Annotated in this window: 24 protein-coding genes; 11 read left to right on the forward strand and 13 right to left on the reverse strand. The window is 61.9% G+C overall.

Features of this window, described 5'->3' with window-relative positions; translation table 11 throughout:
• Positions 1-91 precede the first annotated feature (91 nt).
• The 5 genes from obgE to rsfS are packed head-to-tail and all read left to right on the forward strand — an operon-like array spanning position 92 to position 4,584.
• Positions 92-1,108: a GTPase ObgE gene (gene obgE, locus VKS22_13500; protein ID HLW71623.1), complete on the forward strand. Its 1,017-nt coding sequence runs from the start codon at positions 92-94 to the stop codon at positions 1,106-1,108.
• On the forward strand, positions 1,096-2,238 hold the full coding sequence (gene proB, locus VKS22_13505; GenBank protein ID HLW71624.1) for a glutamate 5-kinase: 1,143 nt from the start codon (positions 1,096-1,098) through the stop codon (positions 2,236-2,238). The genes obgE and proB overlap by 13 nt, the downstream gene beginning before the upstream one ends.
• A gap of 15 nt (positions 2,239-2,253) precedes the next feature.
• Positions 2,254-3,507, forward strand: coding sequence for a glutamate-5-semialdehyde dehydrogenase (locus tag VKS22_13510; protein ID HLW71625.1), 1,254 nt, complete (start codon positions 2,254-2,256; stop codon positions 3,505-3,507).
• Between the two features lie 48 nt (positions 3,508-3,555).
• Positions 3,556-4,188: a nicotinate-nucleotide adenylyltransferase gene (gene nadD / locus VKS22_13515; protein HLW71626.1), complete on the forward strand. Its 633-nt coding sequence runs from the start codon at positions 3,556-3,558 to the stop codon at positions 4,186-4,188.
• Between the two features lie 6 nt (positions 4,189-4,194).
• Entirely contained in the window at positions 4,195-4,584 is a 390-nt protein-coding gene (gene rsfS, locus VKS22_13520; GenBank protein ID HLW71627.1) for a ribosome silencing factor, read from the forward strand.
• Between the two features lie 39 nt (positions 4,585-4,623).
• On the opposite strand, the gene hemQ is transcribed toward rsfS, so the two are convergent.
• The 8 genes from hemQ to VKS22_13560 all read right to left on the reverse strand — a co-directional run bounded on the left by hemQ (position 4,624) and on the right by VKS22_13560 (position 11,770).
• Positions 4,624-5,460 (reverse strand): hydrogen peroxide-dependent heme synthase, encoded by an 837-nt coding sequence (gene hemQ, locus VKS22_13525; GenBank protein HLW71628.1) that lies wholly within the window; start codon positions 5,458-5,460, stop codon positions 4,624-4,626.
• Between the two features lie 62 nt (positions 5,461-5,522).
• Positions 5,523-6,911 (reverse strand): cobyrinate a,c-diamide synthase, encoded by a 1,389-nt coding sequence (locus VKS22_13530; protein HLW71629.1) that lies wholly within the window; start codon positions 6,909-6,911, stop codon positions 5,523-5,525.
• A 167-nt stretch (positions 6,912-7,078) separates the two neighbouring features.
• Complete coding sequence (locus tag VKS22_13535) at positions 7,079-8,362, reverse strand: D-alanyl-D-alanine carboxypeptidase family protein (GenBank protein HLW71630.1); 1,284 nt, start codon at positions 8,360-8,362, stop codon at positions 7,079-7,081.
• Between the two features lie 86 nt (positions 8,363-8,448).
• Positions 8,449-9,153, reverse strand: coding sequence for a tetratricopeptide repeat protein (locus VKS22_13540; protein HLW71631.1), 705 nt, complete (start codon positions 9,151-9,153; stop codon positions 8,449-8,451).
• A gap of 233 nt (positions 9,154-9,386) precedes the next feature.
• Positions 9,387-9,695, reverse strand: a complete 309-nt coding sequence (locus tag VKS22_13545; protein HLW71632.1) for a hypothetical protein — start codon at positions 9,693-9,695, stop codon at positions 9,387-9,389.
• A 223-nt stretch (positions 9,696-9,918) separates the two neighbouring features.
• Complete coding sequence (locus VKS22_13550) at positions 9,919-10,635, reverse strand: glycosyltransferase family 2 protein (GenBank protein ID HLW71633.1); 717 nt, start codon at positions 10,633-10,635, stop codon at positions 9,919-9,921.
• Positions 10,636-10,686: 51 nt separating this feature from the next.
• Positions 10,687-11,163 carry a flavin reductase family protein gene (locus VKS22_13555; protein ID HLW71634.1) on the reverse strand — a complete coding sequence of 159 codons (477 nt, stop codon included), beginning with the start codon at positions 11,161-11,163 and terminating at the stop codon, positions 10,687-10,689.
• A gap of 94 nt (positions 11,164-11,257) precedes the next feature.
• A complete protein-coding gene (locus VKS22_13560; GenBank protein HLW71635.1) occupies positions 11,258-11,770 on the reverse strand; it encodes a flavin reductase family protein in 513 nt (170 codons plus the stop codon).
• Positions 11,771-11,904: 134 nt separating this feature from the next.
• Between VKS22_13560 and VKS22_13565 the strand changes: the two genes are divergently transcribed.
• Positions 11,905-12,594: a L,D-transpeptidase gene (locus VKS22_13565; GenBank protein HLW71636.1), complete on the forward strand. Its 690-nt coding sequence runs from the start codon at positions 11,905-11,907 to the stop codon at positions 12,592-12,594.
• A 163-nt stretch (positions 12,595-12,757) separates the two neighbouring features.
• Here VKS22_13565 and VKS22_13570 read toward each other — a convergent pair whose 3' ends face one another.
• Together VKS22_13570 and VKS22_13575 are read right to left on the reverse strand one after the other, a co-directional pair.
• Positions 12,758-13,189: a plastocyanin/azurin family copper-binding protein gene (locus VKS22_13570; GenBank protein HLW71637.1), complete on the reverse strand. Its 432-nt coding sequence runs from the start codon at positions 13,187-13,189 to the stop codon at positions 12,758-12,760.
• A gap of 487 nt (positions 13,190-13,676) precedes the next feature.
• A complete protein-coding gene (locus tag VKS22_13575; protein HLW71638.1) occupies positions 13,677-15,164 on the reverse strand; it encodes a hypothetical protein in 1,488 nt (495 codons plus the stop codon).
• Between the two features lie 315 nt (positions 15,165-15,479).
• Here VKS22_13575 and VKS22_13580 point away from each other — a divergent pair, with 315 nt between their 5' ends.
• From VKS22_13580 to VKS22_13590, 3 genes are read left to right on the forward strand one after another with little or no spacing between them, the layout of a single operon-like run.
• Positions 15,480-16,670, forward strand: coding sequence for an iron-containing alcohol dehydrogenase (locus VKS22_13580; GenBank protein HLW71639.1), 1,191 nt, complete (start codon positions 15,480-15,482; stop codon positions 16,668-16,670).
• Between the two features lie 34 nt (positions 16,671-16,704).
• Positions 16,705-17,100 (forward strand): nuclear transport factor 2 family protein, encoded by a 396-nt coding sequence (locus VKS22_13585; protein ID HLW71640.1) that lies wholly within the window; start codon positions 16,705-16,707, stop codon positions 17,098-17,100.
• A gap of 12 nt (positions 17,101-17,112) precedes the next feature.
• Positions 17,113-17,487, forward strand: a complete 375-nt coding sequence (locus tag VKS22_13590; protein ID HLW71641.1) for a hypothetical protein — start codon at positions 17,113-17,115, stop codon at positions 17,485-17,487.
• 12 nt (positions 17,488-17,499) lie between these two features.
• Here the strand turns inward: VKS22_13590 and VKS22_13595 are convergent, their stop codons facing one another.
• The gene (locus VKS22_13595; protein ID HLW71642.1) at positions 17,500-18,426 is read right to left on the reverse strand and encodes a 2-dehydropantoate 2-reductase; all 927 of its coding nucleotides are present in this window, start codon (positions 18,424-18,426) and stop codon (positions 17,500-17,502) included.
• Between the two features lie 188 nt (positions 18,427-18,614).
• On the opposite strand from VKS22_13595, the gene VKS22_13600 reads away from it, so the two are divergent.
• Together VKS22_13600 and VKS22_13605 are read left to right on the forward strand one after the other, a co-directional pair.
• Positions 18,615-19,400, forward strand: coding sequence for an alpha/beta hydrolase (locus VKS22_13600; protein HLW71643.1), 786 nt, complete (start codon positions 18,615-18,617; stop codon positions 19,398-19,400).
• A 153-nt stretch (positions 19,401-19,553) separates the two neighbouring features.
• Positions 19,554-20,885 carry an LLM class flavin-dependent oxidoreductase gene (locus VKS22_13605; GenBank protein ID HLW71644.1) on the forward strand — a complete coding sequence of 444 codons (1,332 nt, stop codon included), beginning with the start codon at positions 19,554-19,556 and terminating at the stop codon, positions 20,883-20,885.
• An 89-nt stretch (positions 20,886-20,974) separates the two neighbouring features.
• On the opposite strand, the gene VKS22_13610 is transcribed toward VKS22_13605, so the two are convergent.
• On the reverse strand, positions 20,975-21,901 hold the full coding sequence (locus VKS22_13610; GenBank protein ID HLW71645.1) for an SMP-30/gluconolactonase/LRE family protein: 927 nt from the start codon (positions 21,899-21,901) through the stop codon (positions 20,975-20,977).
• Between the two features lie 55 nt (positions 21,902-21,956).
• On the reverse strand, positions 21,957-22,439 hold the full coding sequence (locus VKS22_13615) for a hypothetical protein (protein HLW71646.1): 483 nt from the start codon (positions 22,437-22,439) through the stop codon (positions 21,957-21,959).
• Between the last annotated feature and the right edge of the window lie 198 nt (positions 22,440-22,637).

The raw sequence follows: 22,637 nt of genomic DNA on the forward strand, positions 1-22,637 counted from the left end.
CCCATCCGTGCGGCAGACGACTGCGCCGCGCATGATCGCGCCCACAAGGGGGCGTCCCTCAGGCTCGTCCGGCTGATATAATTGCGCGCAGATGCGGTTTATCGATGAAGCGCGGGTTTATGTGCAGGCGGGCAAAGGTGGTGACGGCGCGATTGCTTTCCTGCGCGAAAAATTCCGGCCGTTCGGCGGACCGGCGGGCGGCGACGGCGGCCGCGGCGGCAGCGTTATCTTCGAGGTCGACGAGGGCCTCTCGACCCTGCTCGATTTCAAGTACAAGCCGCGGCTGATCGCGCGCGACGGCGAATCCGGCCGCGGCAAGCAGCAGTATGGCCGTCAGGGCGACGACCTCGTCGTACGCGTGCCGCCCGGTACGGTCGTTTCCGACGAAGCGACCGAGCGGATAATCGCGGACCTCACGATCCCGGGTGAGCGTGCGATAGTCGCGCAGGGCGGTATCGGCGGCAAGGGCAATATGCACTTTGTCTCGTCAACCCATCGCACCCCGCAGATTTCGACACCCGGCACCGCCGGTGTGCAGCTCTGGGCGCGGATGGAGTTGCGGCTGGTGGCGGAAGCGGGACTGGTCGGGCTGCCGAACGCCGGGAAATCAACGCTGCTCGCCGCGCTGAGCGCGGCGCGTCCGAAGATAGCCGCTTACCCTTTCACCACGCTGACACCCAACCTCGGCCGCGTGCAGCTCAGCGCCGAGGAGGCCTTCAGCGTCGCCGACATCCCGGGACTGATCGAGGGGGCGCATCTGGGAAGCGGCCTTGGCATCCGCTTTTTGAAGCATCTGAAGCGTACCCGCGTAATCGTCTATGTGCTCGACGCGGCGGCCGAGCCGCTCGCCGATTTCGCGACCGTGCGCGCCGAAATCGAAGCTTTCGATCCCGAGATGCTGACGCGGCCCGCGCTGATCGCCCTGAACAAGCTCGACCTGGTTTCGGCAGCGGTCGCCGCCGATCACGCTCTCAAGTTGCGCGCCCGCACCGGAGTCGAAGTCTTCGTAATCTCCGCCGCCGAAGAAATGGGACTGGAGCCGCTGGTCGCCGGGATCGCTTGCAGATTGAAAGCGGCGGAGGCGGTAGCGCTCGAATGTCCCAGGTAGATTACAAACCCGCGTTGATCGAGCCCACGCGGCGCATAGTGATCAAAGTCGGTAGCGCAGTGCTGTCGGACCTCGACGGCCTGCAGATTGCAACGATTGATCATCTGGCCGCGCAGATCGATGCGATCATCCGCGCGGGCCGCGAAGTCGTGCTCGTGACCTCGGGTGCGATCGCCGCCGGGCGCGTGCGTCTCGGCCGCCGTGGCGCTTCGATGGCCGAGCGGCAGGCCGCCGCCGCCACCGGCCAGATCGAATTGATGCGACAGTGGGCCAAGGCCTTCGACGCACGCGGCCGCACCGTGGCGCAGATCCTCGTGACGCATGAGGACCTCGCGGAGCGCAAGCGCCGCGACAACGCGATCCACACCATTCAGGCGCTGCTCGCCGCCGGCGTGCTGCCGATTGTCAACGAGAACGACACGGTCGCCGTCGAAGAGATCCGCATGGGCGATAATGATGTACTCTCCTCGCTCGTCGCCGGCATGGTGCAGGCGGGCCTGCTGATCATTCTGAGTGACGTCGCCGGGGTGCTCACCGGAGACCCGCGCAAACGCGCCGATGCCCGCCTGATTCCCCTGATCACCGACGCCGAAGCCGGGATGCGCGGGCTGGTCGCCGAGAGCGCCGGACCGCTCGGCAGCGGCGGGATGGCGACCAAGCTCAAAGCGGCGCGCCAGGCGGCGCAGGCCGGGATCAGCGTGATCATCGCACCCGGCCGCGAGGCCGGCACGCTCAGCGCCGCGATGGATCCGGCCCGCGAGATCGGCACGCTGATACTGCCGTCGCGCACGCGGCTCAAGGGCCACAAACAATGGATCGCCTTTGCCCTGCGCCCGGCCGGCGCGCTCGCGGTGGACGACGGCGCGGCGGAAGCGCTGCGGCGCAAGGGGCGCAGCCTGCTCGCCACCGGCATTCGCGAGGTTCGCGGCGACTTCGCCAGCGGCGATTGCGTCAGCCTGCTCGACCACGCCGGCGTAGAATTCGGCCGCGGCCTCGTCAACTATCCCTCAATCGATGTCGCCCGGCTCAAGGGCCAACGTTCAGCCGATATCGCGCGGCTGTTGGGCTACAAGGTCGCCGACGAGATCATTCATCGCAACAATTTCGTCCTGCTCGAAGAACTCGCATGAGTCTCGAGACTGAGCATGAATCTCGAAACTGAGATCGTCGGTGGATTGACGGCCGCGCGGGACGCCGCGTGCCGCCTCGCGCTCGCCGGCACGGCGCAGAAGAACGATGCGCTCGCGCATCTCGCACGCGCCTTGCGCGATTCGACCGCGGTGCTGCTTGCCGCCAACGCCACCGACGTCGCTGCGGCGCGCGCGGCCGGCGAGGGTGGCGCGTTCGTCGAACGTCTGACGCTGAATCCCGATCGCATCGCGGCGATGGCGCGCGGGGTCGAGGAAGTCGCGGCGCTGCCCGACCCGGTCGGCGAGACGATCGCGAACTGGACGCGGCCGAATGGCCTTGCGATCGCGCAGGTCCGCGTGCCGCTCGGCGTTATCGCGATCGTCTACGAGTCGCGTCCCAACGTCACGATCGACGCGGGCGTCCTCTGCCTCAAGGCCGGCGACGCGGTGGTGCTGCGCGGCGGGCGTGAGGCGCTGGCGACCAATGCGGCGTTGGCCCGGCTGCTTGCCGACGCGCTCGCGCGCGCCGGACTCGACCCGGCCGCCGTGATGTTCATCGGTAGTCCGGATCGCGAAGCGATCCAGATCATCAAACGCCATCCGGATCTGATCGATCTGATTATCCCGCGCGGCGGCAACGCGCTGAAAGCTGCGCTGCACGGTTCCGCGGTGCCGCTCCTCCCGCACTTCGACGGCATCTGCCATACCTATGTCGATCGTGCAGCGAACCTGCCGATGGCCGAGGAGATCTGCTTCAATGCCAAGTGCAGCCGGCCGTCGGTCTGCAACGCGATGGAGACGATGCTGGTGCATCGCGCGATCGCGCCGGCCTTTCTGCCCGCGATCGCGCTGCGCTTCGCCGCGGCGGGCGTCGAGCTGCGCGGTGATGCGCCCGCGCGCGCGTTCATTCCCGACGCCCGGCCGGCGACTGACGCGGATTGGGACGCCGAGTATCTCGAGCTGATCCTGGCGATTAAAGTGGTCGATTCGCTCGACGAGGCGATCGCCTTTATCGCGCGCCACGGCTCCGGACTCGCCGACGCGATCGTCACTGACGATCCCGCGGCCGCCGAACGCTTTCAACGCGAGGTCGATTCCGCCACGGTTTACGTCAACGCCTCGACGCGCTTCACCGACGGCTTCGAGTTCGGCTTCGGCGCCGAGACCGGCATCTCGACCAACCGGCTCCACGCGCGCGGCCCGATGGGCCTGCGCGAGCTGACGACCTACAAGTACGTCATTCGCGGTGACGGTCAGGTGCGTCGGTGAGACGCTGCGCCATCAAGGGCGCAGGCCCGGCATCATGCGGATAAGGCCATGCGGATAGGTCTGTTCGGCGGCAGTTTCAATCCGATCCACTTCGGCCACCTACGTGCCGCCGAGGAAGTGCGCGAGGCGCTCACGCTCGAAATCGTCTACTTCATTCCGGCCGCGGCGCCGCCGCACAAGCCGCACGACGATTTGGCGCGGCCTGATCATCGCCTGCGCATGGCTCAACTCGGGACCAAGGGCAACCGTCATTTCATGGTTTCTGACGCCGAGTTGCGGCGCAGCGGACCGTCTTACACGATCGACACCGTGCGCCATTTCGCCGAGACCACGCGGGGACGTAATGAGCTTTACCTGCTCGTCGGCGGCGATCAGTTCAATGAACTCGAAACCTGGAAGGACTGCGACGAATTGGCGCGCTCGTGTAATCTCGTCGTTCACAGCCGTCCCAGCGCGGCGACGGCCGGTAAGATCTCTCTTGCCGCGCTCGCCCGCTTCGGTTACCGTAAATCAGACGATCATTACGTGCATCCGAGCAATCATACGCTGGCCTTTGTCGCGACAACCTTTCTCCCCATCTCCGCCACGCTCATCCGGGCCAAAATCCGCGCGCACGAATCGATTCGCTATCTCGTGCCCGGCGACGTCGCCGAGTATATCGAGCGGCACGGACTCTACTGACGCGTAGTGGATTCCCTGGCGAAGGCGCTCGCTGCGGTTGAAGCCGCGCTCGAAAAAAAGGCCTACGACCTCCGCGTCGTGCAGGTGGCGCATCTGAGTTCCATCGCCGACTATTTTTTGATCGCCACCGGCCGCTCGGACGTGCAGGTGCAGGCGATTGCGCGCGGCATCGAGGAGCGGATGGATCGCGAGGGCTTTCATGCGCTCGCGATCGAAGGGGTCAACCACGGCCATTGGATCGCGCTCGATTACAACGATCTGGTAATCCACCTCTTCTTTGAACCGACGCGCGACTTCTATCGGCTCGAAACCAATTGGAGCGACGCCCAGGAAGTCCCGCTGCCGGAGCCGTTTCGCGCGCAGGCGCGCGGCCTGAGCCTGCGCGCGTTCGCCTGAAAGCCGCAGAATTCGGAAAGGATTCGTCGCCGCGAGCTTTCAGGGTTTGCCCGCGCCGCCGCCGAGTCCTGCCGAGTCGCTCAGAGTGATCCGCCTACCGACATGGAATGGACCGAATTCGGCGTAACGCGCGCTCGATTCATCGAAGCGCATCTCATAGACCAACTGCTTGAAGACCAGCGGATCATCGGCAAAAAGATCGACACCCCATTCCCAGTCGTCGAAGCCGATCGAGCCCGAGATAATCTGATTGACGCGGCCGGCGTAGCGCCGTCCGATCATCCCGTGTTCATGCATCAGACGCTGGCGTTCGGCGAGCGGCAGCATGTACCAGTTGTCTGCCCCCGCGCGGCGTTTGTTCATCGGATAGAAACAGACATAGGCGCGATCGGGGATGCGCGGTGACAGGCGCTCGGCGAGTTTTTCGCGTTGCACCGCGAGCGCCGCTGCGACCGCAGTATCCCACTCTGGCGAATGGGGCGCGACCCCGCGCGCGGCCAATTCGGCGTGGAGCTTCACCGTCATTTCGTAGAGTCCAATCTCGATTACGGATAGGTACGAAGTAGTTTGCTCGAGGAAGCGGCTCAGCGCGAAACGCGCAACCGCGTGTTCGGCCTCGCGGAGTTCGTCGAGCGTGCGGCGAAAGTGAATCACGATTAGATCGCCTTTGTGGCCGAGCTGACCGAATAGCGCCGTCTGGCCCGCTTCGCGCCGGCTCATCGCGTCGAAGGCCTTCTCCGCCTCCTCGACCATCACCGCGCGTTCCCTTGCCGGCACCTGTGCGAACTGCTTCAGCTCGATGCGGAAAAACTGATGGAGCACGAACCAGCCCTCAAGCGTATATGGCGCGGCGTTTCCGCCGGACGAGTCCTTCATCGTGGTCACGGCGTCATATTCTAGTTTGAAGTGAATGGACGAAGAAGCCCCAGTCTCATAGGTCAGGCTTGGCGGCTCTCGCTCCAGGCCGCGCAGGCTGCGATGAAATTTTCCGCCACCACCGGATTCGACGCCCAATGTGCGTGCACATACGACGCGATCACGCTGCCGCGCTGGAAACCCTCGGCGAACGGCGCGCCGCCCCATCGCGGCGCCACCCGGTAGACGCGCTCGATCGTCGACGGCGGCGCCGGCTCGAGTGTCGAGTAGCGGAACTGATGGCCGCGCCAGCGGATTCCGCGCGGACCAAGAAATGAAGGCGCTACGGTCTCAATCTCGGCATACCCGATCGCTTGCAACTTCTCACTCATCACGGCGACCGACGGAATCAATCCGGCCATTGGGAAGGTCGCCCCATCGAGCAGCCGGATGCCGTCCGTGAGGTACATCAAGCCGCCGCACTCGGCGTAGATCGGACCGCCAGCCGCGGCGAAGCGGCGAATCGCCTCCAGCATCGATTGGTTGCCGGACAGCTCACGGGCTCCGGCTTCAGGGTAGCCACCGCCGAAATAAAGCCCATCAATCGCGGGCAGCTCACGATCATGGATCGGGCTGAAGCGGACGATCTCCGCGCCGAGCTTCTCGAGTAGGGCGAGGTTATAGACGTAATAGAAATGGAAGGCCTCGTCGCTGGCCAGGCCGATTCGGCATCGCCGCAAACCGGCGGCCGGCGCGCTCGCGGATTCGCACGCGACTGCCGGCGCCGATCGCGCGAGCTCTAGAATCGTCTTGAGATCGAACCACTCGGCGGCCAGCGCGCCCCAGGCTTCGAAGGATGCGTCGGGCAGGCCGGCGTGATTTGCGGCGACGAGGCCCAAGTGACGTTCCGGAAATCCGGCATCCGCGCGCCGCGGCAAACCACCAACGATCGGAATTTCCGGCGCGGCCTCGCGCAGCAGCTCCAGATGGCCGCGGCCGCCAACGTTATTGCAGATGATCGCGGCAACGCGCAGCGCAGGATCGAAGCGCGCGAAGCCGAGCGCAATCGCGGCGATCGTGCGGGCGATCCCGGACGCATCGACCACCAGAATCACCGGCGCACCCAGCCACTTGGCGATCTCGGCGCTGGAACCCTCGTCAGCGTTCGGCGCGGCCGCGTCGAACAGACCCATCATCCCTTCAATAATCGCGATATCCGCGCCACACGCCGCGCGCGCAAAGGTCTCGACGACGCCCTCACGGCCCATCATCCAACCGTCCAAATTGTGCGAGGCGGTTCTCGCCGCGCGGGCGTGATAACCGGGATCGAGATAATCCGGACCGCACTTGAACGGCGCGATCATGAGTCCGCGCGCGCGCAGCGCCGCCATCAGCGCGATCGTGACGGTGGTCTTGCCGACGCCGCTGCCCGTCGCCGCGATTACAATGCGAGGCGTCGAGACCGAGCCCATAAAGCCAAGAAGACGGCGGCGACTGCCGCCTGCGGTGGCGGCCTAACGGACCCCGCGCAGCCGTGTACGACGCATGCGCTTTTTGCGCGCGCGCACCTGAGTCGGCTCCGTCCGGCGCTTGCGCGCGAGCTTGCTGTTACGCCGATTTCTTTGTCGCGAAGCCTGTGTCATCTGTTCTCCTGCGCAACGCCCGGGACCACTTGTGTAGTCAGCGCGGGTGACGATTCTGAGCTGCCGCCGCCGCCATTCTCGGACCGCGCTTTGGCTGCCGCGGCCGCATCCGAAACCAGCATGGTCGGATTTGCAGACGGCGGCGAAACTGCTTCGACCCGCGAGACTACGCCGCCGCCATCGAGCACTATAACCTGACCGAGCGCTGCGCCATTGGCAAGCGGACCCGGCACGGTCGCCGGCACGCTGTACTCGAGTTTGACGCTCGATAACTGGGCTTTAGGCAGCACCAACGCAAGATCTTCTTCCGCTACCGGCTGAATCGAGGGGCCCGCTTCCACCTGCACATGCACCGGCAGCGGCTGTCCGCGATTGAGCAGATGAACTTTGGCGAAATTGTCGAAGCCCCAATTGAGCAGCCGTGCACTTTGGATAAAACGTTCCGGATTAGACGGCGCGCCCAGCACGACCGAGATTAGACGCATATCGCCGCGTTTGGCCGTCGCCGTCAAATTGAACCCAGCCCGCATCGTGAAACCGGTTTTGAGTCCGTCACAGCCGTCCAGATGTCCGACCAGATGGTTGGTATTACGTAGAATCACGCGGCCGTCATCGAATGGCGCAGTCTCCATCGAAGTCCAACGCAGCAGATGCGTATTGTTAACGAGGTCGCGCGCCAGAATCGAGAGATCGATCGCAGTGGTATGATCGACATCATGGCCCGGCACCGGCGGCAGTCCTTCGACGGTCCCGTAGTAGGTATTGTCCATCCGCAAGGCCCGCGCCTTTTGGTTCATCTTCTGAACGCAGGCTTCGACCGAGCCCGCGATCTTCTCGGCGACGGCGACCGCCGCGTCATTCGCCGAACGGATCAGCGCCGCCTTCATCAGCTCGCCGAGCGGATAGACCTGGCCTTCGCGCAGCCCCAGGCGTGAACCGCCGGTGGCGGCGGCACGCGCCGAAATCCGCACCGGATCCTCGTAGCTGAAATGTCCGGCCTGAATCTCGTCCTCCGCCACCGCCATCAGCATCAGCTTGGCCATCGAGGCGGGCGGCCACTCGATTGATGCATTCTGCGCGTACAGAACGTTCCCACCGTCGGCATCTATTAGCAACTCGGCGTGATACAGAGGCACGCTGGGGTAATGCCGACGGTGATGAGCAATATGGTGGCGCCGATGCAGTTGCGTCCGGGCTGCTGCCGGCTGAACGTTGCCCAGCGCCGCTAGCGCGATCAGAAAGCTGATACCCTTACACCACCCGCCCCACCGATCTTCCATCGTTTTCCCCATCTCCCCACACTATACAGAGAACTGCGCGACATACAGAAAACTGCGCGACATACAGAAAACTGCGCGACGGCGGATCAAGGCGCTTTGGCAAAATTGCCCGCTCGCGCCGCGCTAACGGCTTTCTCGCCTTCGACCTGCCGCAAAATCGCGAGGTTCTTCTCCGCCGGCTGGTATGCTGGATCCGCGCGGCTCAGTTCTTCCCACTCCTCATGAGCGCGCGCATAGTTGCCCTCTTCGGCGTAGATAGTTGCGAGCGTATTGCGCGCATCGGCGTGATGCGGCTTGATTCTCAGCGACTGCAGTATTTCCTGCTCGGCCTTCTGCAACTCTCCGGTCTGCTCGTAAGCCAGCCCAAGATTATAGTGAGTCTCCGGCCTGTAGGGCCCGAGCAGCGTTGCGATCCGAAACGCGCCGCGCGCTTCTGCAAAATGCCCGGTCTCGAAATATAAGCGGCCAAGATTGAGAAACAAATCCCAGTCATTCAACCCGAGATCGACCGCCTTCTGATAGTCCGCCAGCTCACGCCGACGGTCACCAAGAGCGCCGTATACAAAGCCCAGATGATAATAGGCCAAGGCGAAATCCGGATGCTTGCGAATTATCGCCTGATGAAGCTCGAGCGTTTTCGGATAGTCTTCCAGCCCGAGATAATAATCGGCAAGCGGGTCGCAGATATTGTTATCGGCACCCGCGGCAGAATGGGCGCTCAAGGGCGCTAGCCCCAGCATGATTACCAGCGCTACGGCCATAGCTGGAATTTTATGGCTACGACGGCCCACGGGACGCCAATCCACTTACCATCAGCTTTTATCGTACAGCTTGGATTTACCGACGGTTTAATGTCGATTCATTTCGATGTTAGCAAGAAAAGCAGGCGAGCGTATACACCCCCGCTCATCGTTACACGAATAACGCGGGCGACTGGGTAGCCCCGTCGGACCGCGTAGTTTCGGAGGAATATCCGATTCTATGCAGTCCGACAGGTACTGATACTGAGGTTGTGCGGTTGGCTTTACGGAGCGGGCGAGGTTGCCGGGGCCGGTGCCGCCATGGAGGATTCCGGAGCTGGCGCTGCCATTGATGACTCCGCCGCCGGACTCGCTTCCATCGCGCCCTTCTTCGCGTGATGATGATGACGCATCATGCGGTGATGATGAGGATGGTGGTGGCTCATCGTCGTCGGCGAGCTCTCCGCCGCAGGGGCCGCCTCCGACGCTGCCGCCGCAGGCGAGGAGGTGTCAGCCGGAGCCTGCGCGAAAGCTGGCATTGCAATCGCCCCAGCAAACAGCGCGGCAGTCAACATCGAAACGGTACGCTTCATATCCTTCTCCTTTTTTTGGAGGTTCCGTATGAACCTCTTAATCCCTGTAAGCGATTGCCGTGCCATCTCCAGGAAGCCGAGCAGGCAGGCAAATTCTTAGAGAATTCGGCCTTCTTTCAACTGTCTGGTGGACGTCGCTAGCGCAATCCGTGCAGAGGCTTCAACGCTTTGGTCTGTCCCGCCCTAGCGGCCAACACCTGAACCGTATATCAGCGAGACTAAATTACTGAACGGTCTGTCTTGCCGAACGAAGCTCTCGATAGAGCGCAAAAAGTTCTTTGAACGCCCGGGCGATCACTTTGAAATTTGCGCCACTCTGTTCACCCGCCACCCGCGGCAGATGCTGCACGTCGACCTCGCAGATCTTTGCCTTGCGCCCGGCGAGCCGCGCCATCAGCTCAGTGGTAATCATGGCCCCGCTGGCGTGGAGCTCCATGTCTTGCAACAACGCGCGGCGGAAAAGCTTGAAGCCGCAATCCATGTCGGAGACGTGCAAGCCGAACATCATCCGGACCAGAATAGTCCAGGCTTTCCCGTTCATCCGCCGCACAAAGGGATCGGCGCGATGAGCGCGGCGGCCGATCACAACGTCATATTCCGGTGTCCGTGCCGCAAGTAATTTTACGTCATTCGGATCAAACTGACCGTCGCCGTCACAGAGCAATACCCACGGCATCGAGGCCGCGCGAATCCCGGAAATTACAGCGCCTCCATAACCCCGGTTCACTTGATGATGGACCACCTTAACGTGCGAATCTGCCGCGGCCAACCGGTCGGCGATCGCGCCCGTCTGATCGCGGCTGCCGTCGTTCACCACGATTACTTCGTAGTCGTCTGCGACTTCCGGCAGCGTGGCGCAAAAGTTGCGCACCACGCGTTCGACGTTACCTGCTTCGTTATGCGAGGGCAGAAAGATGCTTAAGCCCGGCAGCCGTGCCACTTGCCCCCCTAAGGTCCGCGTGCTGAAACAGGCTGAGTTGAAAGGCCCAACTCAGTCGCCGATGGTCTTGTAGCCGCCCCGATGGAAAACCAGGGGCTTCGCCTCGCGGGTTTCAGCCTGCATGATTTCGCCGAGAAAGAGCGTGTGATCGCCGCCGTCATAAACCGCGTACAGGCGGCATTCCATGCAAGCAAGCGCCCCCTCCAGGATAGGAACGCCATTGGTGCCTGACCGATAGGCAACCCCCTTGAATTTGTCACCGCCGCTGACTGCGAACTTTCGCGAAAGCGCTTCCTGATCCTCGCTCAGGAAGTTGACGTTGAAAACCTTGCTATCTTCGAAATGCTGATAGCTCTCGGCCTTTTTATCAACCGAGATCAGCAGCAGCGGCGGGTCGAGCGAAACCGAGGTGAACGCATTCGCGGTCAAGCCGAACGGCTGCCCATCCTTCGAAGTCGTGGTGATGACGGTGACCCCGGTGGGAAAGTGACCCATCACGCGGCGCAACTCATTACGCTCAATCGGCATCGTCGCAGCTCCCAAACCCGGCGCATCGTAGCAGACGATTTTGCCGCGCGTCAAATTAACCTTCGCCCCAGATAACGTCGCGTGTCACCGCTGACTACCAGCCCGAGCGGTCGCGCGACATGACCGCCCGGCCGCCGAGATAGACATAATCCAGTTCGAGCGAGGTCAGCGGACGATCGTTTTCCCGCACGCGGACGCCTACCGGCGCGCCGACGAAAATCGTGTGATCGCCGGCGACGAACGCCGCTGCCACCTGCGCCTCGAGCGTGATCATCGCGAGCCTGAGCCACGGCAGTCCCAAGGCGGGCGACAGGTCGTATTCGAGATCACTCAGGTTGTTGGGACGGCGGGCGCGGGGCGAATAGAAGTAATCCTCGAGCGCCTTGCCGCGCGCGCCAACGACGTTAAGGGCGAAGCGGCCGGTGCGCGCGATTATCCGGTGGGAGAAATGCTGATTGTCCACGGCCGCGCTGAAAAGCGGCGGCTCGCCCGAAACCTGCGTCACCCACGACGAAGACATGCCGTGATGTTCCACGCCGTCGGCAACGGTGAGCACATAGATTCCAGTGGTCAGTGCGCCAAATGCCTTGGCGAGCGAATCCTCCATCGTCAGACTCCGTTCAAAATCTCATTTTTTGGGCCAATCCCAATCGCCGAACCTAGCCGCGGCGCGCTTTGTGACGCTAGCAATTGACGCAATCCCATCGGCCTTTCAAAATAGTGCAGGCGGAGATTGCACACATGATGAGAGTAGTGCGCGGGTGTGGGCTGGCGGTGATGATCACTTGTGCGTGGGCGTTGGCGGCGACGATCGTCGGGGCTGAAAGCCCGACTGCCGTCGCCACCCCAAACCTGACCATGGCCGCGATCGTGCCGCCGTCCGGCGCCCAGGGCGGGCTCGCGCCGACGAGTTCGTCCGCCGCGGATGCTCACAGCGATACCAAGTTGGCGCAGCGCCTTTTCGACCAGACTCCGGCAGACTTGAGAGCCGACCCCTTCAACTGGGCAATCCATATCTACAAGGGGCGCCATCGTCTCGAGGTTTACTATAAAAACCAGTTGTTTCGCACCTATCACGCGGTCTTCGGCCGCGGCCAATTAGCCGGCGGCAAGCAGTGGGAGGGTGATTCGCGTACGCCCGAAGGCGCTTACGCAATTGTCGCCAAGCGCCGCAGCCGCTTCGACTGGTTCCTCAAACTCAACTATCCCAACGGCGCCGACCAGGCGCGATTTGCTGACCTGCGGGCGAATCATCAGATGCCGACGTGGCGCCGCGAGGGTGGTCTGGTCGGGATCCACGGCACGGACAGTCCGGTCCTCAATAATCGCGAGGTCAACTGGACGCTCGGCTGTATCTCAGTCAACAATCCCGATATCGAAGAGATGGCGCGGCTTCTCCCGATCGGCACGGTGGTGATAATCAAACCCTGAAGCTGTTACGGGCACTCTAAGGAATTCACGGACTTCAATTAAGCCGCTTTTTCTCTGGCCGCGGAATTTCGTTACACCCGCAGAAATTCTAAGCACTCAAGGGTCCTGGTCCGAAAAGCACTTTTTTGGGGCGGCGTTACGATGAGCGCCTCCCGTTAATCGCCTAGCTCTTGCCCGGCTCGACGGTGATTTCGCCGACCATTCCGGCCGCTTCGTGCGGGAGACAGACGTATTTGTAAACACCGGGGACGGTGAAGGTGTAGCTGAAACTTGCGCCGGGCTGCAGGAACCCCGAATCGAACACCACTGCCTTAGCTGGACTGGCTACATCGCTCGCCTTGATCGCGATCGCAGGGCTGTCGGACGCATCATGTACCGTGGCGCCGGCGTTGACCCACGTGACGGTCTGGCCCACCTTGATTGTCGCCCGGCTCGGCTCGAATGCCGGCGGCGTATCGTTCATCTTGATCGTCGTCGCGGGTTGGCCCATGGCCTGATCGGCTCGGGACAGCAAGCCAAGCCACAGCATAACCGCCACGGCGAGCGGCGGGAGCATACGAGAGCGACGCGAAAACAACTTCATGAGCACGGCCATTTCAAACCTCCAGACGCGAATAACGAGATCCCAGGGCAAATTCCGTTCGGGCAGCCGGCAAGGCCAAGAATCGCCCGCAGGCTGCCACGGCAATGCGTGAAAGCACGTGAACTGTTTTGCGCCGAATTGGAGAACCGGACGACGGGCGATAGATCGCTCAGCGGGCCTCCTTAAGAAACTCTTTTATCGCGCGCATGTCATTGGCGGGCATAATCGACTGTGTGCGCATATGCATCGTGATCGCGTCCCATTGCGCCGGTGAATATTGTGCGCCGGACGGAGCATTGTGGCATTGCGCGCAATACACCGGCCACAGCCTCGCGCCCCGAACCAACAGCTTGCGCTGCTCAACTGATTGGGTAGTCGCCGCTGATTGGGTGGTCGCCGCGCGCGACGTCACGGCCCAAAGGAGCAGGAGGGTCGTGATACCGGCTAACCCAGTGAAGCGAGCTGCATGGGTTTTCATAATGATTGGTACAATCGGGATCTAAAAGCCAATTGCCAGTTGAGTCAGAATCGCCTGATCGTTGGGCGTCGTGTTGGCGGGCCGGCTGCTCAGTGCGGGCGGCGAGCCGTTCAAAGTCAGGAGGGAGCCGCCCGCACCCGGTAGTTCGAGATCAAATTCGGTCTGCCAAACGATGGTCGGTTCAATCCAGTAGTCGAGACCCAACGCGACTTCGCGCGCGTGCGGTGAGAAGATCGACGGCGAGCCGCTGAGCCCGATACCCGGGTCAGTAGTGATCTCGTTGGTAACAATGGCGCGCTGGTTCACGCCCGAATAGCGAGTCAGCAGCTCAAGCCGGCGAATGTATTGGTCGAGCTGATCGCCCATATGGAGAGAGGGCAAGCCTTGGAGAAAGTAGCCGACTTGCAGGTACCATCCCTGGCGATTGTCCGGGGCTGCGCCATTGGGCATCTGCCGGTAGGTCTCAGCAAACTCGCCGCGCGCCTGAAGGTTGTCGCGCAAATACGCAAAGTCCAATCCCCAGGCATTAAACCAGAGCGCATTCTGCCACTTGCCGTCGTAAGTCGAAGCGCCCAGTTCGAGGCGGCCGAGATTGTCGTCGAGCGGCAGCGGGTAAACGCGCAGGCGCGTGCCGTAAGCGCGGCCATTGGTATTGAGCGCGATGTTGTTCTGCGGGTTTAGCGTTTGGCCGACCACCGGTTGCGACAGCGCAGAATCGAAACTCGGGCCGTTGGCTATCCACGCCGTATAATCAACGTCCTGCCCGAGCTTGCCCCACTGTACCGATCCGCGAAGCTGGAGACCAATGTCGGTTGGCGGGACAATCGCCTCCGCCCCATACAGCAACGGCGCCGTGATGAATCGATTGACCCACAGCGCACTCTGATCCTCGTACCAGTCACCGAAAGGCTGATCGAATATGCCCGCGTTAATTTCCAGATAATCATTTAGAAAGATCTGCGCGGTCGCCACCGGTAGGGCAAAACTCGCACCCGAGCCCAGCGGCAGCGAGGCCGCGATCGAGCCTTCGAACAACATCCAGTCATTCAAGCGGTAAAGCAGGATCGGCTGGAAAGCCAAAGAAAAAGTGTTCTGCGCGGTTTGGCGATCATAGATGAAGCCGCCCGCCGCATCGCCACCGATGGTGAACTGATGGAGCCCGAGGTAGCGCTCGAAAGCGCTGGCGAACTGGTCGGGCGAGGCGCCGCTGGAAATTTGCTGCTGGATCGTCTGCAGTTGCTGGGTCGTGGCCGTTTGCAATTGATGATTGGTCGCCGAGAGTTGCGCCGAGTTCTGCTGCAACGTCCGATTTTGCGCGTCGAGCTGATCGAGCCGTTGCTCAAGCGCACGAATGAGCTTTTCGTCGCTTTCGAGCCGGTCGCGTTCAGCAGCTTCATCGAGCTTCAGCTTTTGCAGTTGCCGCTGGATCGGCGCGAGGTCGCTGCCCACGCTAAGGTCGGCCGCCAAGGCGCTACCCATGAACCCCAGCAGCGACAGGCTCGTCAGCATCAGAAAGTAGGCGCTGGTTTGTCGACGAAATCGCCGCGACCGAGTCGTTATCATTACAAACTGGAATTTCCGTGTTGACTCTTCAATTTTAACCTGTGGGTATAGATCGAAACAATCTCCCGCGCAAGGTTTAGCCCAGTTTTGGTCCACGGTGTTTCCGGCGCAACACGAGCAGCGTTCATTCAGGTTCATTTCATTTGCGATCGATACTCTAATCGCGCAATTCTCATGTAACGTGACGAGACCGATCACACTTCGTGGGGCGCAAGTCCTGAAGCGACGGCCGCGCGAAAGTTTCGACGGAGGGTTAGGTCAGTGGAAGCACCAGCAGGCGAATTCAATTTCACCCGCCTCGAGCGGGTCATCTTCGGGGCGGGCAAAGTCGCCGGGCTGGGCCGTGAGCTCGAACGGCGGAGCCTCTCGCGCGCCGTCGTCGTCACCGGCAAGACGCTCGGCGGCTCGAAATTGCTCGATCAGGTTACCGGAGCGCTCGGGGTCCGCTGCGCCGCGGTCTTCAAGAACGCGCAGCAGCATGTGCCGCTCGGCACGACCCGCGAGCTAATCGGAGAGATCAAGCGCGTCGGCGCCGACTGCGTGATCAGCTTTGGCGGCGGCAGCCCGATCGATACTGCGAAGGTCGCGGCTTCGGCGATCCTGACCGGCCGCGATCCGGGCGCAGCCGCGGGAGGAATCGAATTTGGCGGCGCCAACGCGCGAGTCGATACGAGCCGCGACTTTATCCAAATCGCCCTGCCGACCACGCTCTCGGCCGGCGAATATACCCCGGTGGGCGGGGTCACCGACGAGGCCACGCTCATCAAGGGGGCGGTGGTCGATCCCCGCCTGCAGCCGCGCGTCGTGATCAACGACCCGGCCCTGACGGTCGAGACGCCGGCGTGGCTTTGGATCGCGACCGGGATGCGCGCGCTCGATCACGCGGTCGAAGCAATCTATTCGATCCGCCATCAGTTGCTGCCGGACACCTTGGCGTCGAAGGCAATTAAACTGCTGTTCGAGCATCTCCCCGCCTCAATCAACACCAGCGGCGCGGATAGCCTGGCGCATCGCGGTTACTGCCAGATGGCGGCCTGGTTCTCGATCTTCGGCGGGATGAATACGCGCTTCGGCGTCTCCCACGCGCTGGGTCATCAGATCGGCCCCAAATGGAACGTCCCGCACGGCGTGACCTCGTGCATCATGCTGCCGCACGTGATGCGTTTCATGGCCGACATCGCCCCCGAGCGTTTCGGTCCGATCGCGGAGGGGCTCGGCGTGCGTTACGACGGGCCGAACGCCCGGTCGGTGGCGCTCGAATGCGCCGATCGCGTTGCCCAGTTCATCGCGCAGTTCGATGTCCCGCATTCACTCAAGGCGGCCGGCGTGCCGCGCGGCGAGATGACGCAGATCGCCGCCACCGTGCTGCACGAAGTCGAGTCCGCGAAGGTGGTGGATCGTCCGGTGACGCGCGAGGAGATCGTGTCACTGCTCGAAGCTGCATACGCCTGATGCAAGCGCTGCGCGAAAGTCCGGAGGAATCGGCATGAGCAATGAAACCAACAAAGAACTGGCGACAAAGTTCTGGCGCGCCTTTGCGCAAGGCGAGCTCAAGAAGGCCTTCGCGATGGCCTCCGACGAGATCAGTTGGCTGATTCCCGGCAACCTGCCGGAGCTTTCGGGCTTGCGCAAGGGCAAGGCGGAGATTGTTAAGTTTGCCCGCGTCGCGGCAAAAATGTTTCCGAACGGCGTCACCAGCGAGATTCGCCGAGTCTATGCTGACGGCGATACCGTGCTGATCGAGATGACCAACAGCGCCAAATTTTCCAACGGCCGCGACTACACGAACGAGTACTGCTTTGTTTTTGAGATCGAGGACGGCAAGATTCGCCGCGTCCGCGAATACGTCGATACGCAGAAAGTCGTCGCGCTGACCGCCTAGTAGGGGGATCACGTGGCTGAACAGAATAGCACGCCCGTCTACTGCACCTTGCCCCCAGCTGATCTACGCGAGCGAGTCGCCGAGGTTGAGCGCACTATCGCAAAAAAAATCGTCGAGGTCCGCGAGCTCGATGATGGCTACGCGTTGCGCTTCCCGGCCGAGGCCGGCATCGTCGAGGAGCTTGCACACTTCATCGACTTCGAGCGCGTGTGCTGCCGCTTTCTGAATTTCTCGCTGCGGGTGCCGGCGGGCGGCGGCCCGATCTGGCTGGAACTGACCGGCTCTGCCGAGGTTAAGAACTTCCTACGTTCGACGAAAGAACAGTGGACGTGCACAGCGCCGGATCTTCGGCGCGAGCAGAAAGCGTTCAAAGAGCTGGGCGTGTAAGCCGCGTCGGGGTTACGCGGGTTTGCGGCGGGTGCTTTCGAGCAGTTTCAAGAGCGTGTAAACCGCCGCGGTCGCCGGCGCGCTGATCCCGTGACGGCGCGCTGCGCGCAGCACCGCACCGGAGATCGCTTCGTACTCGAGGGGTTTGCCTTTTTCCAGATCCTGCAGGGTCGAAGTCTTGATCGCATACGCGTCCATCTTGCGGATTTGACCGAGCTGCCAGTCCGCCCGCTCATCAACCACCTTTGCGCCTTCAGCGCGGCCCACGGCGAGCGTCTCGAGCATCAGCGTGCGGACGAGCTCGTAACCCGCCGGATCGTCGAGCATCTGGCCGAGGGTCGTATGCGTCAGCGCGCTCACGCTGTTGGTGCTGTTATTGCCCATCAGCTTGTACCAGCGGAGCGTCTTCAGATCGCTGGTCAGGACGCCGTAGATGCCCGCGCGTTCGAAGACCTCTTTAAGCCGCCGCGCGCGCGGCGTCTCGGTGCCATCCAGCTCGCCAAACTCGATGACACCGAGGGCGGTATGGTTGAGTTTGCCCGGTGCGGCCATATCGGCGCCGATCCGCGAATTCCCCCCCATCACGCACTCGCGCGGAAAGAAGCGGCAGAGGACCTCCTCGTTCTCGACGCCGTTCTGGATCGTCATCAGGATTCCATTAGGCGCGAGGCATCCTTTGAGCTGCTGTGCAGCCGGCTCAGTATCGTAGGATTTGACGGCAAACAGGATGAGATCGTAGGGGGCGAACTCAAGCGGCTCGAGGGTCGCGTTCACTCTCACGTGGAAATCGCCGAGGTAGCTCTTGACCGCGAGGCCCTGCTCCTTGAGCGCGCGCAGGTTGTCACCGCGCGCACAGAGCGTCACCTCCTCGCCGGCCTGCTGCAGCTTCGCCCCATAATAAGCGCCGACTCCACCCGCACCCATGATCAGAATCTTCATGAGATTGTTTGTGGTTCACTCCCGCGGGAGAGTCAAGCGCGAGGGTTCTCCCGCGAGAGGGAGCAAGCGTCCGGCTGGACGGGTGGCAATGGGTCGGCTAGATTCGCGCGTATCATTGACCAGCCAGCGCGCGGTCGAGCCGAGCAGCGACTTTGCGAACTGCATGAAGAACAGTTGGAGATAAAATTGTGACGCCGTGGACGCAAACAACGGTCAAGGCAGCTGACGCCGAACTCGCAGTAATTCGCGGTGGGAGCGGCAAGCCGCTTTTGATCCTGCATGACGAGCTCGGATACCCGGGCTGGATGGCCTGGAACGAATGGCTCGCGGACAAACATGAGCTGATCATCCCCTTGCAGCCGGGCTTCGGCAAAACGCCGAAGCTGGACTGGGTGATGAGCTATCGCGATCTCGCCGCCTTTTACTCACAGGTGATGCGCGAGTTGAAGGCCGACCCGATTGACGTGATCGGCTTCTCCGCGGGCGGCTATCTGGCGGCGGAGATGGTGGCGGCGGACCCAAAAATTTTCTCGAAAATGGTGCTGGTCGCGCCGATGGGGATCAAGCCTGCGAACGGCCAAATCCTCGATTTCTTCGCACTGACCATCCGGCGTCATCTGCGCGCGACGGTTGCGGAGCCTGACAACACGCCTGAGTTCGGACGGATCTATGGCGGTGAGATGACGCCCGAACTGTTTGAGGCCTTCGAGGACGCGCGCACGGAAACGGCGCGGATCGGCTGGGAGCCGTACATGCACAATCCCAGCCTGCCGCATCTGCTTTACGGACCCAAGCCGCCGACTCTACTCGTGTGGGGTACGCGCGACCAGGTCGTGCCGCGCGGTTGTATCGACGCCTATCGGCAGGCGATTGTGGGGGCGCAGATCGCCGAGATCGCGGGTGCGGGCCATCGCCCGGAGATCGAGAATGAGCAGGAGTTTTCCCGCGTCGTCGGAAAGTTTCTCGCCACCTAACACTATCTAAGAGAGTAGGAACATGCAGATAGGATACTTTACTGAACGGCCGTATCGGTGGCTGCCCAACACTAGCGTAGCGCGGCTGCCGCGCGTAGCGAGCAGGCGAGTCTGCGAGCTGCGTCAAGAATCTTTATTAAGAGAGTAAGAGTCATGCAGATAGGATATTTCACCGAACGGCCGTATCGCTGGTTGCCCGAGGAGGTGATTCTCAAGAATCGGGCCTTTTTTGCGGTGTCGAACTCGCACTTCGATCGCGAGAAGGCCTCCGACGACTATCACTATTATCTCGACGAGTACTGTTACGCCGAAGATCTGGGCTTCGACGTCGTCGCCCTGAATGAGCATCACGGCAACCCCTTCTGCATGGGCAGCGTGATGAACGTCGAGGCGTCGGTGCTCGCCTATCGCACCAAGCGCGTGCGCATCGTGCTGATCGGCAATCCGCTACCGGTGCTCAAGCATCCGCTGCGGATGGCCGAGGAGCTGGCCGAGATCGATTTGATCTCACGGGGCCGCCTGATCACTGGATGGGTGCGCGGCGCGGGCAGCGAGCAGTTTTTCAACAACGCCAATCCCGCCTACAATCGCGAGCTGTTCAACGAGGCCCACGACTTTATCGTGCAGGCCTGGACGAGGCCCGGACCGTGGCGCTACGAGGGCAAGCATTTCCATTATCGCCACGTCAATCCATGGGCGCTGCCGTATCAAAAACCGCATCCGCCGATGTGGATTCCGGGCGTGATCAGCCCCGAGACCGTGAAGTGGTGCGCGGAACATCGTTACCCTTATATCGGGCTGGGGACGATGCTCGGGCCGACCTGCGATCTCTGGGATTACTATGCTGACGAAGCGGCCAAGCAGGGCTATCAGGCGGGACCGGAGAATTTCGGCTACCTGATTCCTACGGTCGTGGCGGAGACCGAAGAGAAGGCCCACGCGATCGCGGAGAACTTCGTGTACGGCGGCGGGCAGAATGCCTTTTCGGCGCCGGAGTTCACGATGCCGCCCGGGTACAACTCGAAGAGCGCCATTCGGATGCTCGCGAAGCAGCCGACCGGCAGTTGGCTCGGCCTCAGCGGCGACAAGCTGGCGCAGGCTCAGCACGGCGGCGACGAGGGCGCGGTCGACTACGACGAGGTGCGGCGCAAGTTGCGCGGCGGCCTCGACAAGGTGATGCGCAATTACCAAGTGATCGCGGGGACGCCGGCCAGCGTCACGCAGAAGGTCAAGGCGATCTTGCGCATCCTGCGCCCCGGCGTCTTCATCATGTTCAGCGTGCAGGGTCCGGTGAGCAACGAGGATCGGCGCACGAGTATGCGTCTGTTCGCGCAAGAGGTGATGCCGGCGCTGCACGCCTACGCCAAGGAGATCGATCTGCCGGATCCGTTTCAGCGCACGCCGGGCTCAGTCGCGCTCGGCACTGGCGTCAAGCGCGCGCCGGTGGCCGATCGCGGCCCTTTGGCGGAACTCGGTCTGCGTTAACTAACCCGCCTCGGATTTGAAACAGGCTCCGGCGCTCACGCGCGCGTCGGAGCCTGTTTCGTTAACCACAAATTTGCGATCAAATTAAATTAGCGCTGATGGTAGAGCGGATGCCCGCGGAAATTCGTATGGACGCGGCTGAAATGCTCGCCCTCGAGATTCGCGAAGTATAAATCCTGCAAGCCCGGACCACCGAAGGCGCAGTTGGTCGGATGGTCGAGGCGCTCGCTTTTCGGATCATCGATGAGCATCGTCCATTTGCCGCTCTGATCCACCTTGAGGATTTGGTTGGCCGGCAGCAGAATCTTGTCCTTGGGCGGGTCTTCGGGTTTTTTCGCTTTGCCGGGCAGCGTGATGTAGAGATCGCCCGCGCTGTCGAACGCCATGCCGTCAGGAATCGCGGGAAAGTCCTTTGAGTAGATTTCCGGCTTGCCGAAGGTGCCGTCTTTTTTGAGCGCGATCCGCATACAGTCGTAGCGCGTCGATTCGAGCACATAAACGGCCTCTTCCTTCGGATCGATCGCGGTGCCGTTGGCGACGTAAAAGCCCGTCGCGACTATCTCGCTTTTGCCGTTTTTGCGAATCACGACGAGCGCGCCCTTGGGCGACGGCGTCATTAGCTCCGGCAGGATATTGTTGATGTTGTTCGTGCTGGAGTTGGAGACAAAGAGATTGCCTTCGGCGTCATAGGTTGCAAAGTTGGGCAGGGAGAGATGGAGATCGGCAACGCGATCAGCGACCATCGTAACCTCTCCGCTCTGCGTCACCCGCACCACGGCCTCCTTGCCGAGGTCGCAATAGATTAGATCGCCATTACGATCCATCGTGACGCCGTTGGGAATCGAACCGCTGGGCAGCGTCGCCAGCTCAGCGACTTTGCCGTCGGGCGTGACCTTGTACATCACGCCATTGCGGCCGCCTCCGTATACACAATTATCCTTGTCGATGACGACGCCTTCGGCTTTCGAAACGCCGCGGCCGAAAACTTCAATCGCACTGACTGGAAAGGTTGTCATTGTATGACCCTCCTTGAAATTGAACCTGGCGGCGCGCTCGTTCTCCGAGTGTTCCTCAACTTCGCAGGGTAGACCGGATAAATCCAGTTCGGCTCACAAGGGACAGGCAGAAGTCGGACTGCCGATGGTTCTCCACGACCGAACGGACCACCGAATGGTAGTCGTGCGGGTATGCATTCCGCTCGTTCAACCGGAAGGTCAGCGCGTCCGGCTCAGCATAGCGGCGGTCTCCGGAGGAGAGCATCTTTTGGCCCACGTACATCCCGTACCAACCGGTCAGCATGGTGTTATCTTTGCTGGTGGGGTCGACGTTCGTCAAGTTGAAGTTACCCCACATCGATTCGTAAATCCAGTGCCACCAGACCCGCCGTTGTAGATACGTCTCGACGAGATTTCGCTGCGCCTGGCCGAGATAACTGTCGAAGCTCGGCGTGTAGTGGGTGCGAACGAGGCCGGGGGTGAAGCCGAGATGATTAACCTGATAGCGAATCGCGCTGGCTGGAACTGGTCGATGACGTCGAAGCCCTGGTATTGCCAATCGGCTGGAGTGCGCGGTCGAGCGCGTAGCGGACCGCCGGGAGCTGATCCGGCGTCATCTCACGGGCGCCGTGGGCCGGGTTGTAATCCATCGATTAATTGAAGGATAAACAATACTACAGGACCAAACCGATTGTAATAGCTCCATCGCTCGATCCAGGCCGACCGGAATGACTATACGACCATCGATTTTGCGCGA

Source organism: Candidatus Binataceae bacterium, from assembly GCA_035308025.1.
In the GTDB taxonomy this organism is placed as follows: domain Bacteria; phylum Desulfobacterota; class Binatia; order Binatales; family Binataceae; genus JAJPHI01.